This window comes from Sorangium sp. So ce204 (assembly GCF_051526795.1).
Classification (GTDB): domain Bacteria; phylum Myxococcota_A; class Polyangia; order Polyangiales; family Polyangiaceae; genus Sorangium; species Sorangium cellulosum_B.
The window spans coordinates 8,550,545-8,566,034 of the sequence record NZ_CP150317.1 but is presented as its reverse complement, the minus strand read 5'-3'; the positions used below and the strand labels follow the sequence as shown (position 1 = coordinate 8,566,034).

Below are 15,490 nucleotides of genomic sequence, written 5' to 3'. Positions count from 1 at the left end.
TCAGCCGATGTAGAGGGAGAGCGAAGCGAGGAAGCTCCGCGGGGCGCCGACGGTCACGTGCCGCGCGGGGAGGAGGTCGGGCGCCGCGCCGCGGCTGAAGCTCGAGGGGTAGACGAACTCGCCGTCGAACCACGCCGCGTCGAGGAGGTTGTAGACGTCGAGCCCGAGCTCGACGCGGTGGTAGCGGACGTGCGCCGTCACGTCGGTGACGAGCGCGTCGTGGCCCTGCTCTCCGAACGGCAGGGGGCGGCCGTGGAGCAGCGTCACGCCCGCGCCGGCGCGGGCCTCGAGGCGCCGGCCGAAGAGCGCGCCGAGGCGCGGCGTCACCGCGAGATCGGCGCGGGCGACGACCTGGGGCACGAAGGGGAGGAGATCGCCCGCCGCGTAGCGCCCCCCCGACGCGGTGAAGGCGGCCCGGGTGTACGTCAGGCCGACGCTCGACACGAGCCACGGCGCCGGGTGCGCCACCGCGTCGAGGGCCACCCCGGTGCGGGCCGTGGCGGGCACGGGCTCGTTGCGGGCGGTCGCCTCGTCGAAGACGAGATCCTCGCTGAGGCGCGTGTGGAACAGCGCCGCCGACGCCCGCACGAGCTCGTCGGCGTAGCGGAGCCCGGCCTCGGCGGAGAGCACCCGCGTGAACGGGGTCCGCTCGCCGTCGCCGAGGCTGCGCGCCTGGGGCGAGCGGAACCCCTGGCCCACGCTGGCGAGCGCGCGGAGCCCGGGGAGCAGCGCCACGTCGACCGTGCCCTTGCCGCCCACGTGGACGCCTTGCGCGCCGCGCGCCTGGGCCCCCTGGCCGACATTGTCGACGACCTGGTACGCGAGGCCGTCGGCGCGCAGCCCGCCGCGCAGCGTGATCCGCCGCGCCGGCCGGATCGACGCGTCGAGGTAGCCGGCGATGTCGGTCGCGCGGACCTTCGCGTCGACCAGCGTGGCGGTCGGCCTGTCGTCGACGGCCGCGAGGCGCCGCTGCGACTGCTCGATCCAGTCGGTGCGCGCGACGACGCCCGCCTCGAACGTGTCGCGGTCGGAGAGCAGCGGGAAGGTGAGCCGGTACGACGCGGTGGCGCCCGCCGTGATCGCCTCGTTGAGCTGCTGGGTGGCGTCGCCGTTCGTGGGGTCCGCGAGGTAGCCGGTGAAGTTCGAGCGCAGCCGGAGCGCGCGCAGCACGACGAACGGCGTGAGCGAGAGGCCCTCCCCGCGGGCGGCGCCGTCGCCCGAGCCGCGCAGATCGACGACGAGCTGCGCGCGCGACGAGTCGCCGCCCTGATCGGGATCGTACGAGGCGAAGCGGTCGACCTTGCCCGACTCGATGTCGCAGAGGCGCAGGACGCCGGCGGAGCCGCAGCGGGAGGCGAACGCCGACGCCATCACCCGCGCGGAGACGCCGGCGAGCGGCCGGTAGACGGCCTGCGCGATGAGCGAGGCCCGGCCGGCGGCGCGGGCGGGCCCGAAGCCGTCGGTCCCGTACGCCTCGAAGGCCGCGAACGTGGCGTCGTCCGCGTTCTCGGGGTGGTAAGCGAGGAAGAGCCGGCGCGCGCCGGACGAGCCCGCGGAGGCGGTGGCGGTGATCCCCGGCTCGCCGTAGGCGAGATCGAAGCGCATCGTCCCGGCGACCGCGAAGTCGCCCTGGCGCGGGTCGTACGATCCGGGCTGCGCGCGGAGCTCGCCGATCACCTCCGGCATCACGAAATGGAGGTCGGTATAGCCCTGGCCGTGGACGTTGGAGACCTCGTTGACCGGCGCGCCCGCGACCCAGATCTCGAGGTCCTGCCCGTGGACCGCGTCGAAGCCGCGGAAGAAGATCTGGTGCGCCTTGCACTCGCCGCTGTGCTGGGAGGTGAACACGCCCGGCACGAGCTGCAGCACGTCGCTCGCCGTCCGGTGGGGCGCCGCCCGGATCTCCGCCTGCCCGCGCACCGACTCCGAGGCGCTGCGCGGCGGCGCCGCGCCCTGCACCACGACCGTGATGGGCGCGGCGCCGTCGCCGGCAGGTGCAGGTGCGGCACCATCGCCGGCGCGCGCAGGTGCGGCACCGTCGCCGGCGCGCGCAGGCGCGGCGGACGTGATGACAAGAAGCAGCGGGAGCGCCGTGCTCAGGGAGCGGATCACAGGTGGGCAGGCCAGTAGCACGATTTTATCGGTTCGTGTTATCCTGTGGACGCGCACGCTCGCCCGGCGGGCGCGCCGGTGGTTTGGTCGACGTCGCAGGCGGCGAGCGCGTTCGTGCGTCCGTCGGCGGCGTCGCTGTCTGCTGGCCGCCGAAGATTGCTCCGGGGCCGTCCGCGAGCCCTCTTCCGACGCCGTATCGACTCGCGCTCTCGGGCGGATCGCGATAGCGACAACATGTCGCATTCAGGCGAGGGGCGGCGCGGCCTATCGTGGCGCGCATCGTTCCCCGGGAGGACGCTCATGGAATCCGGTCTTCGTGCATCACGGCTCTGGTTCCCGCTGGTCGGGGCGGCCCTCGCGCTCACGGCGTGCGGCGACGATGCGCCTGCCGACGGCGCGTCGACCTCGACGATCACTGTCGCGCTGCAGTTCGAAGGCCGCGTCCGCGACGAGGTGTTCTCCTGCAGCGAGACGTATGCTGTCGGCAGCGCCTCGACGGACGTGGGGCTGAACGATTTCCGCCTCTACATCCACGACGTGCGCCTGCGCCGCGCGGACGGCGAGGAGGTGCCGCTCACGCTCGAACAGGACGGGCTGTGGCAGTACCAGGACGTCGTGCTCCTCGATTTCGAGGACCGATCGGGCACCTGCGCCAACGGGACGGAGGAGACGAACGGCGTGGTGCGCGGGACGGTCCCGGCCGGGGACTACGACGGGCTGTCGTTCAAGCTGGGCGTCCCGTTCGACCTGAACCACGGCGACGCGTCGAGCGCGCCGTCGCCGCTCAACCTGACGGGGCTGTTCTGGAGCTGGAACGACGGGTACAAGTTCCTGCGCCTCGACAGCGTCTCCGCGGCAGACGCCAAGCCGTTCCTCGTGCACATCGGCAGCACTGGCTGCATGCCCGGCGCGAACGGCGAGCTGACCGCCTGTGATCGCCCCAACGTCGCCGAGATCGCCTTCGAGGGCATCGACCCGCTCACGACGAAGGTGCTCGTCGATTATGCGGCGCTCGTCGCGGAGAGCGACCTGTCGGGGAGCGCCGACGACATCCCCGGCTGCATGTCGGATCCGTCGGATTCCGAGTGTCTGCCGCTCTTCACCTATCTCGGCATCGACATCACCGACGGCTCGCCGCGCCCCGATCAGCAGTCGTTCTTCAGGATAGACTAGGCGCCATGGCGATGTTCGCTTCGATGCCCGCTCTCCGCCGCTCGGCGATCTCCTCCGCCCTCGCCGCGCTCGCGGCCCTCTGCTGTGCCTGCGGCGACGACGATGGCCCGGGCGGGTCGACGGGGGAGGGCGCTGGCGGCCAGGACGCCTATGCGTGGGGGCTGCCGGCGGGCTTTCCGGTGCCCAAGGTCCCCGAGGACAACCCGATGTCGCCGGTGAAGGTCGAGCTCGGCAGGCGGCTGTTCTACGACGTGCGCCTGTCCGGCAACGGCACGTACTCGTGCGGCTCGTGCCATCGCCAGGAGCTCGCGTTCACCGACGGCCTCGCGAACGCCAGGGGCTCGACCGACCAGCTGCACTCGCGCAGCTCGATGAGCCTGGCCAACATCGCTTACCTCACGACGCTGACCTGGGCGAATCCGCTCATCGAAGCGCTCGAGGAGCAAGCGCTCCTCCCCATGTTCGGCGAGACGCCGGTCGAGCTCGGGCTCGCCGGCATGGAGGACGAGCTCCTGGAGCGGCTACAGGGCGAGCCGCTGTACCAGGACCTCTTTCCCGAGGCCTTCCCCGGCGACGACGCGCCCATCCGCCTCGCGAACATCACGAAGGCGATCGCCGCGTTCGAGCGGTCGCTGCTCTCCTACCGCGCCCCCTACGACCGCTACCGTTACGGCGGCGACCCCTCCGGGATGTCCGACGCGGCGCTGCGCGGGATGGATCTCTTCTTCTCCGAGAAGCTGGAGTGCTTCCATTGCCACGGCGGCTTCAACCTGTCGGACTCGGTGGAGCACGACGGCACCACCTTCACGGAGGTGATGTTCCACAACACGGGGCTCTACAACATCGACGGGAGCGGCGCTTACCCGGAGGGCAACGGGGGAGTCTACGAGATCTCCCACAAGGAGGCGGACATGGGCCGGTTCCGCGCGCCCACGCTGCGGAACATCGCCGTCACGGCGCCGTTCATGCATGACGGCAGCATCGAGACGCTCGAGGGGGTGCTCGACCATTACGCCGCCGGAGGGCGGACGATCGAGGCTGGCCTCCCCAACGCCGGCGTGGGAAGCGAGAACAAGTTCAAGAGCGAGCTCATCAGCGGGTTCGATCTCACAGAAGAGGAGAGAGCGGACGTGATCGCCTTCTTGCAAACCCTGACGGACGACGAGTTTCTGAAGGACCCGCGCTTCGCGGATCCCTGGGCGGAGGCGCCGTGAGCCGAAGACCTCTCCTGAGCCGGGCGCTCCTCGTGCCCGCGCTGGCGGCGCTCGCGTCGGCCGCGATGTACACCGGGGCGTGTGGTCACAGCCACGACCACACGTCGAGCGGGACGTCGACCGACCCGAGCCTGGCCGACGTCATCTTCGAGGGCGGCGCGACCGACGAGGCCCTGGAGGCGCTGCTCGCCGTGGAGCCGAAGGACGAGCCCTCGCAGGGCACGGTGTTCGACGCGCCCGAGGACGGCGCGATGCTCCCCGGCGACGCCGCGCCGGAGCTGACCTTCCACGTCGCGGGCGCGGCGCAGCGGACGGCGCCTCGGGCCGCGCCGGCGCTGCGGCTTCCGGCCGCCGCGGCGCCGGGGGCGCGGGAGCTCGCCGCCCCGGGGGCGTCGATCGTCGCGGAGCTCGGGGCGCTCCTTGGGCCGGCGCGCGCCGCCTGGGCTCACGGGACGCCCATCAACGGGCGCGCTTACTTCCTGGTCTTCACGACGGCGGAGAGCGAGCTGCTGCTCCGGGTGTTCACGACCAAGCTGAGCTACACGCCGGACGCGGCGGCCTGGGACAAGCTCCGCGCTGCCGGCGCGCCGATCACGGTCAGCGTGACCAGCGCGCTGTTCGAGAACAACCGCATCGTGCAGGGCGGCGGTCCCTTCACGGGCGCGCCGGTCACGTTCACCATCCTGCCCTGACGCCGCCGCGCTCGGCGCGGCGGTGCCGGCTCAGGACGAGCGCGGGAAGATGAGCGTGTACGAGCCCGGCGCGGGGTTGAAGAGCACCGCCTTGTCCGGGTGCTTCTCCCTGTCGAAATGGGGATACCACGGCAGCGCCCGCCAGGACTCCGACTCCTTGATGAACTCGCGGACGATGAGATCGAGCTCCACGTATTTCCCGGCGGTGATCGCGGAGAGCTCCGGTCCGAAGCTCCAGCGCTCTCGTCCAGGGCGCGGGGCGACGTCGTTGTGCAGCGCCCCGCCGTAGGCGATCACCATCTTTCCCGCGGCGTCCTCGCGGCCGAGCAGCGCCTTCGCGTCGGCGGCCGTCAGGCGCGCGATCATCTCGAGCATGGCCGTCACCGCGTCCGGCTCCGCGCGCACGATGGCGTCGATCTCCTGGCAGGAGGGCGTGAGCTGGTGGGGCCGGATGCCGAGCCGCTTCGCCGCGTGGCCGAGCGCGAGGAACTCGTCCTGGTTCTGCGCCGCCTGGCCCTGCGTGACCGTCCGCTGCTCCGCCTCGACCCGCGCGACCTGCTCCTTCTTGCAGCGCGGGTCCACGGCCCAGAGCTCGATGATCAGATCGGAGGCGCGGCCGGCGAGCGTCGGCAGGAAGAGCTCCGTGAAGCGTCGGGTCGTCGAGGGGACGCCCTCCGAGCCTCGCTGCGCGTGCGCCTCGCCCACCGCGAGCACGCGCGGGCCGCTCTCCAGGACGCGGGCGAAGGCCTGGGCCGGCGTATCGAAGGCGAGGCAGCCCAGCGCGCCGCAGGGCGCCGGCGCAGGGGAGGCCGCGGCGGGGGCCTGCGGCGCCGGCGGCGAGGCGGCCGTGGGCGAGCTGGAACCCGAGGCCGCGGCGCTCGCGGAAGGAGCGCTCGCGGAAGGCGCGTCGGCCGAAGGAGCACCGCCGGCCGGAGCGCCGCAGGCCGCGAGGAAGGCCGCGGCCACCAGGGAGGTTCGCGGAGTTCGCATGGGAGCATCTTACCGGGCTCCGAGCGATCCTGTTCAGCGCGGCGCTCCGGAGCAGCCGAGCGGCTCCCCGGCCGAGCCGCGGCCGCCCCCGCGGCCCCCCGAGGGCTACCCGCGCCCACGGTGCTGACCCATGTTGCGCAGCGCGCGACGTGGTGAGCGAGGGGCATCGTGTCCAGACGGAAGAGAAAACCTGGGGGAGCGAGCTCGGTGAGGCGTCGCGAGCGCGACGAAGCGAACCGGGAGCGCGATGACGAGCGAGCTCGGCTCGCCGAACGCGACACGCATGGCACGCACGGAGAGGGGGCCTTGATCATGACCATGAGGACGAGCGGGCGGGCGGAGCACGAAGCCACCGCGGGACACGCAGAGTCCGCGATCACCAACAGCCTGGAGCAGGTGCGCGACATCCTGTGCGGCGCCCAGTTCCGCGAGTTCGCTCGCCGGCTCTCGCACACCGACGCTCAGGTCGCCGCCCAGGCGGAGGAGCTGCGGCGTGAAGCGTGGCGGCGGCTGGACATGCTGGAGGCGCACATGCGCAGGGAGATCGAGGCGCTCGGCGCGTCGATCGAGGCCCAGCGCGCGGCCGCCGACGGCGCGCTCGGCAGCGTCGCGCGCGAGTCGCGGGAGGCGCTCGAGCTGATCGCGCAGCGGGTCCAGCGGCTGGAGGAGCTCGTGGCGCGCACGCAGCGCGAGCTCCGGCAGCAGCTGCTGGAGCAGTCCAAGGCGTTCGTCGACGAGACGCGGCGCACGCGGAGCGAGCTGAGCGCGATGCTCGAGCGCGAGCTGGCCGCCGTGTGGGCCGACGGCGCCGAAGCGGTCGCGCCGGACGCGCCGGCGCGCGAGGCGGCCGCGGAGTCGGAGCGGTACCAGAAGGCGGAGCGCCGCTCGGACGAGGCAGCGTGAGGCGGCCGCGCCGCTCCGGCCAGCGGAGCGGGCGCGGCGGTCCAGAGAAGGAACAACGATGCGAGAGCCGAGAGCGCGCCGCGAGGCGCCTCCGCCGAGGAAGACGCTCGAAGACCTCCGCCCCCTGCTCGTGGGCCCAGAGCAGCACCGGATCCAGCGGATCGAGGAGCGGCTGGACCAGTCCATGGTCGAGATGGTCGCGGGGGCGCTGCCCGAGGCCGTGATCGAGAGCCGCAAGAGGGGTGAGGCGCTCTCGTGGGCGCTGGAGCCGCTCCTCGCCAGCGCGATCCAGGAGCGCGTGCGCCGGGACCCGGGGGCGTTCGCGGACGCGATCTCCCCCGCCATGGGGCCGGCCATCCGCAAGGCCGTGCGCTGCGCTCTCCGGGCGATGATCCAGCGCCTCAACGAGGCGGCCGCCCTCGGCCTGTCCTGGCGGAGCATGCGCTGGCGCGTCGAGGCGCGCCGCACGGGGCGCCCCTTCGCGGAGGTGGTGCTGCTCCGCTCGATGGTCTACCGGACCGAGCAGCTCTTCCTCGTCCACCGGGGGACGGGGCTCGTCCTCGAGCACCTCAGCGCCGACGAGATCCCCTACAGGGATCCCGATCAGGTCACGGCGATGCTCACCGCCATCGACGCGTTCGCCCACGACGCGTTCCGGACCGACGCGCGGCTGGAGCGCTTCCGCGTCGGCGATCTGACAGGGTGGGTCGAGCACGGCCCGTCGGCGCTCCTCGTGTCCATCGTGCGCGGCGTGGCGCCGCCCGCGTACGGGCTCGTCCTGTGCGAGACGCTGGAGCGCGTCCACCTCGCGTACGGCGGTGAGCTCGCCGGCTTCCGCGGCGATCGGACGCCGTTCTCGGGCGCCCGCGAGCTGCTCTCGCGCTGCCTCCAGCAGCAGCGCCAGCCGATCCCGCGCCGAGCTCGGGCCGCGCCGATCGCGGCCGCCCTGCTGGCCGCGGTCGTCGCGGCCGCGCTCGCCTTCTCGGTGCGCGCCTCGCGGGAGGATCAGCGCCGCGTCGACGGCTGGGGCGAGGCGCTGCGGCGCGAGCCCGGCCTGCTGGTCACCGCGGCGGAGCGGCGCGCCGGCCAGGTCGTGTTCACGGGCCTTCGCGATCCGCTCGCCGCGGACCCGAGGGCCGTGCTCGAGCGCGGCGGCCCCGTGCCCCAGGAGGTCATCCTGCGCTTCGAGCCCTTCTACTCGCTCCACCCGCAGATCGTCGAGCGCCGGGTGGCGAGCGCTCTCGCGCCGCCGCCCGGGGTCACCCTGGCGCTGCGCGGCGGCGCCGTCGTGGCCAGCGGGGTCGCGCCTCAGCGCTGGATCGAGCGCGCGCGCTGGTCGGCGGCGGTGCTCCCCGGCGTCTCGGGGTTCGACGGCGAGGGCCTGACGGCGCAGGAGTCGATCGACCGCGCGCGCGCGGCGGCGCGATCCCTCGAGGCGATGGAGCTCTTCTTCCGCCGCGGCGCCGCGCGGCTCTCCGGCGAGCAGGCCGCGCGCCTCGACGAGGTCGCGGCCGCTGCCGAGCGGCTGATCGCCCGCGCGCGCGCGGCCGGCATGACCGCCGAGATCCGCGAGATCGGCTACGCGGATCCCGTCGGATCGGAGGCGTCGAACCGAGCGCTCAGCCAGGCCCGCGCGGAGCACGTCGCGGCCGAGCTCGTCGCGCGGGGGATCCCGGCCGATCGCCTGCGAGCGATCGGCGGGGGAACGCGGCGCGAGGTCGTGCCCCCGTCCTGCGCCGGGGGAGCGGCGCGGGCCGAGTGCCTCGCCGTCGCGGACGAGCGCCGCGCGCGCAGCGTGATCTTCCTTGTGGACCTGCACGCGGAGAGCAAGGACTGAGTCATGGCGGAGAAACGCAAGGTCTGCGTGCTGGGCGCGACGGGGGTCGGCAAGACAAGCCTCGTCGCCCGCTTCGTGCGCAGCATCTTCTCCGAGTCCTACCGGACGACCATCGGCGTGACGATCGAGACGCGGCGCGTGAGGTGCGATGAACGCGAGCTCGACCTCATCCTCTGGGACCTGAGCGGAGAGGACGAGTTCCAGGCCGTCCAGACGTCGTACCTTCGCGGCTCCGCCGGCTGGCTCCTCGTCGTCGACGGCACGCGGCGCCTCACGGCGGAGACCGGGCTCCGCCTCTACACCGCCGCGCGGACGATCGTCGGAGAGGTCCCGGCCGTCGTCGTCCTGAACAAGGCCGATCTCACCGCGGCGTGGGACATCGACGACGCCACCGAGGCCAGGCTGAAGAGGGCGGGCCTCTGGATCACGAGGACGAGCGCCAAGACCGGCGCCGGGGTCGAAGGCGCGTTCAACGCGCTGGCGCGCGCCATGCTGGCGAGCGAAGCGCCTTCGTTGCGAGGTTGATGGACGTGGACACGTGGCTCCTCGCGGCGCTGGACAAGCTCGTCCTCGAGCGTTTGCACGACGGGACCTTCGTCATCCGCGGCGAGCCGCCGCCGTGGTTCCGGAGGCTCGGGTTCGCGCCGCCGTGGCGCGACGCGCCGCTCCCGATCGATCGCGCGCTGCCCTTCCTGGAGGTGTTCCTCCCCGAGGCGGAGCGGGCCTGGTCCGCGGATGGCGCGCCGGGCGTGCAATCCGACTTCTGGACGCAGATGATCGGCGACGAGGCGCTTCACCTCGAGGCGACGGCGCTCCGCGTGGGCTCGTCGCGGCTGCTCGTGATCACCCGGAACGACGCGCTGTTCCAGGCGCGCCGCCGCGTCCTCCAGCGGGCGCGCGAGCTTCGCCTCGTGCACGAGGCGCTGTCGCGCGAGGTCGAGCGGAAGGATGTCCTCGTCCACTGCATCGTCCACGACCTCTCCGGCCCGCTGAACAGCCTCCTCGGCGCGCTGTCCCTGCTGGGAGAGCAGCCGCTGCCGGAGAAGAGCGGCGCGCTCGCCGCGGTCGCGTTGAAGGCCGCCCTGCGGCAGCGCGAGCTGATCCGGGAGATCCTCGACGTGTTCACCGTCGAGGGCATGGCGTCCGACGCCTCCAGCGGCGACCTCGCCGCGGTGGTCGACGTGTGCGGCACCGTCGCTCGGGTCGTCGAGGCGCTCCTGCCGATGGCGCGCAGCCGGGGGGTGTGCCTGGAGACGCCGCCGGAGCTCGGCTGCGCGCGGCCGTGCGCCGTCGTCGGTGAGGAGCGCAGGCTCGCGCGCGTGGTCTCCAACCTCGTCGAGAACGCGCTCCGGTTCACGCCTCCGCGCAGGTCGGTGCGCGTCGCGGTGCACGATGAGCCCCGGTGGGCTCGCGTGACGGTGGAGGACGATGGGCCTGGCGTCTCCCCTGCCATCGCGCCGCGCCTGTTCCAGAAGTTCGCGCACGGCCACGACCCTGGCGCGGGCAGCGGCCTCGGGCTCTACGGCGCCCGGATCGCGGTGGAGCGGTGGGGCGGGGCGATCGGGTACGAGGCGCGGCCGGAAGGCGGGGCGCGGTTCTGGCTCCGGCTGCGGCGTGTCGGCGCGGCAGGCGAGGCGGGCGGCGGCGAGGCGCAAGGGGAGTGATGCCATGGCCAAGCTCATGCTGGTCGACGATGACTCGGGGACGCTCGCGTGGATGGCCGAGGCGCTGCAAGGCGCGGCGTACGACGTCCGGACCGTGCGCGGCGGGAGCGCGGCGCTGGAGCTCCTCCGGACGTGGACGCCGGATCTCATCCTGGCCGATTTCCTGATGCCCGAGATGGATGGCTTCGCCTTCAACCGGCTCGTGCAGTCGCGCGAGCGGGTGCCCGTGATGCTCGTCTCCGTCGTGAACCAGCCGGCAGAGGCGATCCTGCGAGGGGTCGCCGGCTACGTGCGCAAGCCCGTCACCGCGGCGGAGCTCCGCGCCGCCGTCGAGCGCGTGCTCGGCGCCGTCGAGGGGGTAGCCATCCTCGTCGTGGACGACGACGCGGACATCCGGGAGTGCTACCGGCTGATCCTCGAGCCGCGCTTCAGCGTGCTCGAGGCCGAGAACGGGCGCGACGCCCTGGAGCTGCTCGCGCGCGAGCCCGTGGCGCTGGCCATCGTGGACGTCCACATGCCCGTCATGAACGGGGTGGAGTTCATCCGCGCGATGCGCGACGACGCGAGGTTCTGCACGATCCCGGTCGTGGTGCAGACGAGCGACAGGGCGGCCGCGCGCGCGCCCGTCTGGACCGATCTGCACGTGGCGCAGACGATCCTGAAGGACGAGTTCCTCGACTGGCTCATGACCCAGATCGACGCGCACCTCGCGCCGGCGTCGCCGCGCGAGGCCGAGTGCGCCTGGTCGGCCGCGAGCCGGTGAGCGCCGAGCGTCGCTCCTTCGGCGAGCGCGGCTCGCCCGGGCGCCGTCAGCCTGGCGTCCACTGCGGGTTCGCGGTGAACAGCCCGGACCCGAAGCTGATGTCGTAGGCCAGGAACAGGCCGAACCCCACGCTGAGGAGGCTGGCGACGGCGCCGAAGGCGTTGTGTATCCCGCTGGTGCGAGCGCGCGCGTAGGCGAACGGCAGCGCGAGCACCCCGGTGATGAGCGTCATCCCGGCGATCGTGCCCACGCCGAACAGCGCGATGTAGCCGATGCCCCACCGCGGGTCGCGCACCGTGGTGAGCACGAGGAGCGCCACGGCGGCCGAGCCCGCGAGGCCGTGGACCACGCCGATGAGCAGCGGCCGGAGGCTCGCGTAGACGCGCGAGCCGCCGAACACGCGGTCCGCCCAGCCGAGGTCGTGCCGGTGGCCGTCGTGGTGAGCAACATGCGCAACAGGCGCAGCAGGCGCAGCAGGCGCAGCATGCTCGACCGGAGCGACGTCGGGCGCCGGCGGCTCGCCCCGCCGGACCGCCCGGTAGAGCCGCGCCAGGTGGTACACCCCGAGGCCGATCAGCATCAGGGCGACCGAGAGCTCCATGGCCAGGCCGACGTGCGGCGGCACCACGAGCCCGAACAGCAGGATGCCGCCGCCGATCACCATCAGCGTGAGCGTGTGGCCGACGCCCCACATCGCGCCGATCAGCAGCGCCGTCCCGAGGCTCCGCACCCGGCTCACGACGGTCGCCACCGCGATCACATGGTCCGCGTCGGTGGCGTGGCGCATCCCGAGAGAGAAGCCGAGGAGCAGCAGCGGAAACGCCGAGGCGAGCATGTCCCCTCTCGTAGCACGGACGGCGCGTGTCGTGTCACGCTGTGCGCGGCCGCCTGCTCCTGCCTCCGGCCGGCTCGCTTCGGCCTGTCGCGGCGAGCCCTGTTTCAGCTCAGCATGTCAGTTCGCGCGGTCTCGACTGAGCGCGTCGATGGCCTGCTGCATCCAGACCGCGTCTTCTTCGGCCTGCTTCAGGCCGTGCATCATCTGCTGGCGCAGCACACCCGTGGTCTGACGGATACCTCGTCGAAAGACATCGGCCGCGCGCTCGTGGACGACCTTGAGCCACGGGGCGAGGTCGCGCTTGTCGAGCGGCCCTGGAGCGTCCAGGACGGTGATGCAGGCATCGATGGCCTCGCGCATGGATCGGGACTCGAGCGCGTCGGCGAAAGCGGAGAACTGGAGCAGCGACTCTCGCAGCGCAGCGCGTCCGGTCGATGAGACTCTGTCTGTCATGGCCGCGCTCAGCCTACCACCTGGGCGACGCCTCCGCCCGTGCGCGCGCTGCGATTGCGCGTCAGCGCAGGCGGGATCGCCCCGCCGTCTCCAGCAACATCGCGAGGACGAGCGGATCGCCGAGGCCTTGCTCTGCGCCCATGTGCGCGCGGAGGCGCGACAGGCGCGCCGCGTCCTCCAGGAACAGCGGCTCGCCCAGCCGGGTCGCGGCCTCGTGCAGGATGCCCTCGCGCTCGGAGAGGAGCGCGGCGGCGCCGGCGCGATCGCCGCGCGCCACGCGGGCAGCGGCCTCCGCGAGCGACTCGCCCGCGGCGAAGCCCTGGAGCGCGCGCGTCATCGACGCGTCGACGGACGCCGCGCTGGCGGCGTCGCTGTCCGCATAACGCACCTCGATGGGGATCTCCTCGATCACGTTCTTCCTGGCGAGCCGATCTTTGTACTTCAGCTCGACGGTCGCGACGGCGCGCTTCCCCGCGCCGGGGCCGGCGCTCAGCTTGAGCAGCAGCGCGTGCCGATCATCGCGGGCGAACACGGGCATGAAGAAGCGCATGCCGCCCTCGGCGTCGTCGCGTCGGTCGGCCGCGATCCGGTCCCGCGACTGTGCGGCGACGTCGGCCGCGATCTCCTGGGCGCGGACGCGGGAGGCCTCGGCGCCGTCCAGCCGGCGCGAACCGTAGGCGCGGAGCAGATCGACGCCCGCCTTCAGGCGCACGCGCACCTCGACCGCGGTCGCGACAGGGTCGAGGCGCTTGTCGAGCTCGGTCGATAGCGCGGGCGCGATCTGCTCCGGGTGTCGCAGGTAGTAGTAGCCGCCGGCCCCGTCGCTCGCGATCGCGCTCATGAGCTGGCCGTCGAAGTCGTCGCCGAGCCCGAGCGCGCTCGTCTGGATGCCGCGCTGGAAGGCGTCGAGGGCGAGCCACGCCAGGCGTTCGCTGCGGGTGAGGCCGCTCGTCGCTCGGCCGTCGGAGACGAGCAGCACCACGCGCACGGCGTCCTCGGGGATGCCCGGCCGGCTCGCCTGCGCGTAGCCCAGCGAGAGCCCCGCGCCGATGTTGGTGCCGCCGCCCTCGCGGAGCCCCTCGATGGCGCGGCGGATCGCCGCGCGGCGCGGGCCGACGGGGCCGTCCTCGATCACCACCTCGGCGTCGCTGGAGAAGGTGGTGAGCGAGAAGTCGTCGGCCGGCGCGAGCCGATCGACGAGCGCCTGCGCGGCGCGGCGGGCGCTGTCGATCGGCGCGCCGGCCATCGAGCCGCTCGTGTCGAGGACGAGGTGCACCGAGAGGTGCGGCCGCGCCGCCGCCGCCGCCGCCGCGGAGCGGAGCGCGAGGCGCAGGTGGAAGGCGCCGCCGCCCGGGCCGAGCGCGGCGCGCTCCAGGTCGGCGCGCAGGCCGAGCGCCTTGTCGGGGGCGAGCGGGACCTCCGGGGCGTAGCGGGCGGCGACGTCGCCGACGAGCTCGCGCTCCGCCGCGGGCACGACGCCGCGCGCGAGGGCGGCCTCGAACGCGGCGAGGTGGCCGCCGCCGGGCCTGTACGTGGTGGCGAAGCGGCCGTTCGGATCGAGGGCGACCTCGGGCTCCTTCGCGTAGGCGGCCGCGCTCCGCGCCGGGACCGGCGGCGAGGAGGCGCCGGCGCGCCCGTGGCCGCTCCCGAACCCCTGGCCCGACCCGGCGCCCGCGCCGTGCCCGATCGTCCCGATGGATCCGAGCCCGAGCGGCGCGCTCTCGCCGGCGAGGCCCCCGTGGCCGGCGAGGGGGAGGCCCGCGCCGCCTGCGGGCGACGCGGCGCCGTCGAGCCCCCACGGCGCCGTGGGGGCGCTCGGATCGCCGCCGCCCCCGGCGTTGAGCAGCCCGATCATCCCGAACTCGGCCGCGTCGCGCAGCGCCTCCTGCCGCGCCACGTGGGGATCGGGGCTGTCGCTCGGGCCCTCGACCCCCCACATGTTCCCCGTCGCCAGCGCGCGCGGCGTGGACGACGATTCGTGGCCCATCGACCCTTCCTCGCCCTTGGCTCGCGTCCCTGTGCCGCCCTCCTTCGCGTCGGCGGCGGGCTCGCCCTCGCGCTCGAGCGCCGCGCTCAGCTCGCGCTCATCGGCGGACGCGAGGTACTGCTGCACGAGCGCGATCCGATCCGCGCTCATGCCCGTGGACGGGTCGACGAGGGGCGGCGCCCAGCGAGCGAGGGCGCCGAGGAGCCCGAGGTGCAGGGCCGCGGAGACGGCGTGGAGGGCGAGGCTCTTCCGGTTCACGAGCGAGCGGCGCACGCGCTCGCCCGCGGCGGCGTCGGCGCGGATCTGGATCCGCACGCCCGCGATCTCGACGTCCACGCGCCCTTGCGCGGGCAGGGGCACGAGCGTGGCCCCGGGGATCGCCGCGCGCGCCGCGCGCTCCACGCCGACATGCAGCTCCCGCGCCTCGGCCGCGGAAAGCGGCGCGCCGCCGGGGGTGAGCGTGAGCGTCCCCGTCGCGGCGCCCGGCAGGACGAAGCCGACGCGCCCGGCGCCGTCGACCTCGAGGAGCGGCGCGCGGCGCGCCCCGAGCAGGCGCCCGGGGAGGAAGCAGTCGCACGGGCGGCCGTCGTCGCGCCCCTCGCCGACGTCGAACGCGCGCGGCGGCGTCAGGTGCTGGACGAAGAGCACGGTCGTGCCCCAGGAGATGACGATCTCCACGGAGCGCACCGGCCCTTCGGCCTCGCCGGCGCTCGCCGCGTCGGGCTGCCTCGCGGCGGTGAGGTTCGGATCGGTGGCGGCGCCGCCATCCGCGGCGTCCGTCGTGTTCGCGCTGGGCATAGATCTCCCCTGTGCGCCGCGCGGAGCGGCGCGCTCACGTCCTCTGGAACCGCGCGGAGGACGCGCGGA

General features: G+C 73.8%; 13 protein-coding genes. 8 read left to right on the top strand and 5 right to left on the bottom strand.

The features are described from left to right. Nucleotides 1-2,112, bottom strand: coding sequence for a TonB-dependent receptor (locus WMF22_RS31935; protein ID WP_438032237.1), 2,112 nt, complete (start codon nt 2,110-2,112; stop codon nt 1-3). 300 nt (nt 2,113-2,412) lie between these two features. Between WMF22_RS31935 and WMF22_RS31930 the strand changes: the two genes are divergently transcribed. The 3 genes from WMF22_RS31930 to WMF22_RS31920 are packed head-to-tail and all read left to right on the top strand — an operon-like array spanning nt 2,413 to nt 5,191. Then, nucleotides 2,413-3,285, top strand: a complete 873-nt coding sequence (locus WMF22_RS31930; protein WP_438032236.1) for an MbnP family copper-binding protein — start codon at nt 2,413-2,415, stop codon at nt 3,283-3,285. Nucleotides 3,286-3,290: 5 nt separating this feature from the next. Next, on the top strand, nt 3,291-4,499 hold the full coding sequence (locus WMF22_RS31925; protein ID WP_438032235.1) for an MbnH family di-heme enzyme: 1,209 nt from the start codon (nt 3,291-3,293) through the stop codon (nt 4,497-4,499). Next, nucleotides 4,496-5,191: a hypothetical protein gene (locus WMF22_RS31920; RefSeq protein ID WP_438032234.1), complete on the top strand. Its 696-nt coding sequence runs from the start codon at nt 4,496-4,498 to the stop codon at nt 5,189-5,191. The genes WMF22_RS31925 and WMF22_RS31920 overlap by 4 nt, the downstream gene beginning before the upstream one ends. A 30-nt stretch (nt 5,192-5,221) precedes the next feature. Here WMF22_RS31920 and WMF22_RS31915 read toward each other — a convergent pair whose 3' ends face one another. Continuing rightward, complete coding sequence (locus tag WMF22_RS31915; protein ID WP_438032233.1) at nt 5,222-6,181, bottom strand: hypothetical protein; 960 nt, start codon at nt 6,179-6,181, stop codon at nt 5,222-5,224. Nucleotides 6,182-6,493: 312 nt separating this feature from the next. Here WMF22_RS31915 and WMF22_RS31910 point away from each other — a divergent pair, with 312 nt between their 5' ends. From WMF22_RS31910 to WMF22_RS31890, 5 genes are read left to right on the top strand one after another with little or no spacing between them, the layout of a single operon-like run. Further along, a complete protein-coding gene (locus WMF22_RS31910) occupies nt 6,494-7,084 on the top strand; it encodes a hypothetical protein (RefSeq protein WP_438032232.1) in 591 nt (196 codons plus the stop codon). 58 nt (nt 7,085-7,142) lie between these two features. Next, nucleotides 7,143-8,921 carry an OmpA family protein gene (locus WMF22_RS31905; RefSeq protein ID WP_438032231.1) on the top strand — a complete coding sequence of 593 codons (1,779 nt, stop codon included), beginning with the start codon at nt 7,143-7,145 and terminating at the stop codon, nt 8,919-8,921. A 3-nt stretch (nt 8,922-8,924) separates the two neighbouring features. Further along, nucleotides 8,925-9,446, top strand: coding sequence for a Rab family GTPase (locus WMF22_RS31900; protein ID WP_438032230.1), 522 nt, complete (start codon nt 8,925-8,927; stop codon nt 9,444-9,446). After that, nucleotides 9,446-10,585 (top strand): ATP-binding protein, encoded by a 1,140-nt coding sequence (locus tag WMF22_RS31895; protein WP_437293733.1) that lies wholly within the window; start codon nt 9,446-9,448, stop codon nt 10,583-10,585. Before WMF22_RS31900 ends, WMF22_RS31895 begins: the two co-directional genes overlap by 1 nt. 4 nt (nt 10,586-10,589) lie before the next feature. Further along, nucleotides 10,590-11,348, top strand: coding sequence for a response regulator (locus WMF22_RS31890; protein WP_437293732.1), 759 nt, complete (start codon nt 10,590-10,592; stop codon nt 11,346-11,348). Between the two features lie 46 nt (nt 11,349-11,394). On the opposite strand, the gene WMF22_RS31885 is transcribed toward WMF22_RS31890, so the two are convergent. The 3 genes from WMF22_RS31885 to WMF22_RS31875 all read right to left on the bottom strand — a co-directional run bounded on the left by WMF22_RS31885 (nt 11,395) and on the right by WMF22_RS31875 (nt 15,421). After that, nucleotides 11,395-12,183 (bottom strand): high-affinity nickel-transport family protein, encoded by a 789-nt coding sequence (locus tag WMF22_RS31885; protein ID WP_438032229.1) that lies wholly within the window; start codon nt 12,181-12,183, stop codon nt 11,395-11,397. 117 nt (nt 12,184-12,300) lie between these two features. Then, the gene (locus WMF22_RS31880) at nt 12,301-12,543 is read right to left on the bottom strand and encodes a hypothetical protein (RefSeq protein ID WP_231864310.1); all 243 of its coding nucleotides are present in this window, start codon (nt 12,541-12,543) and stop codon (nt 12,301-12,303) included. A gap of 154 nt (nt 12,544-12,697) precedes the next feature. Beyond that, nucleotides 12,698-15,421, bottom strand: coding sequence for a vWA domain-containing protein (locus WMF22_RS31875; protein WP_438032228.1), 2,724 nt, complete (start codon nt 15,419-15,421; stop codon nt 12,698-12,700). Nucleotides 15,422-15,490: the final 69 nt, after the last annotated feature.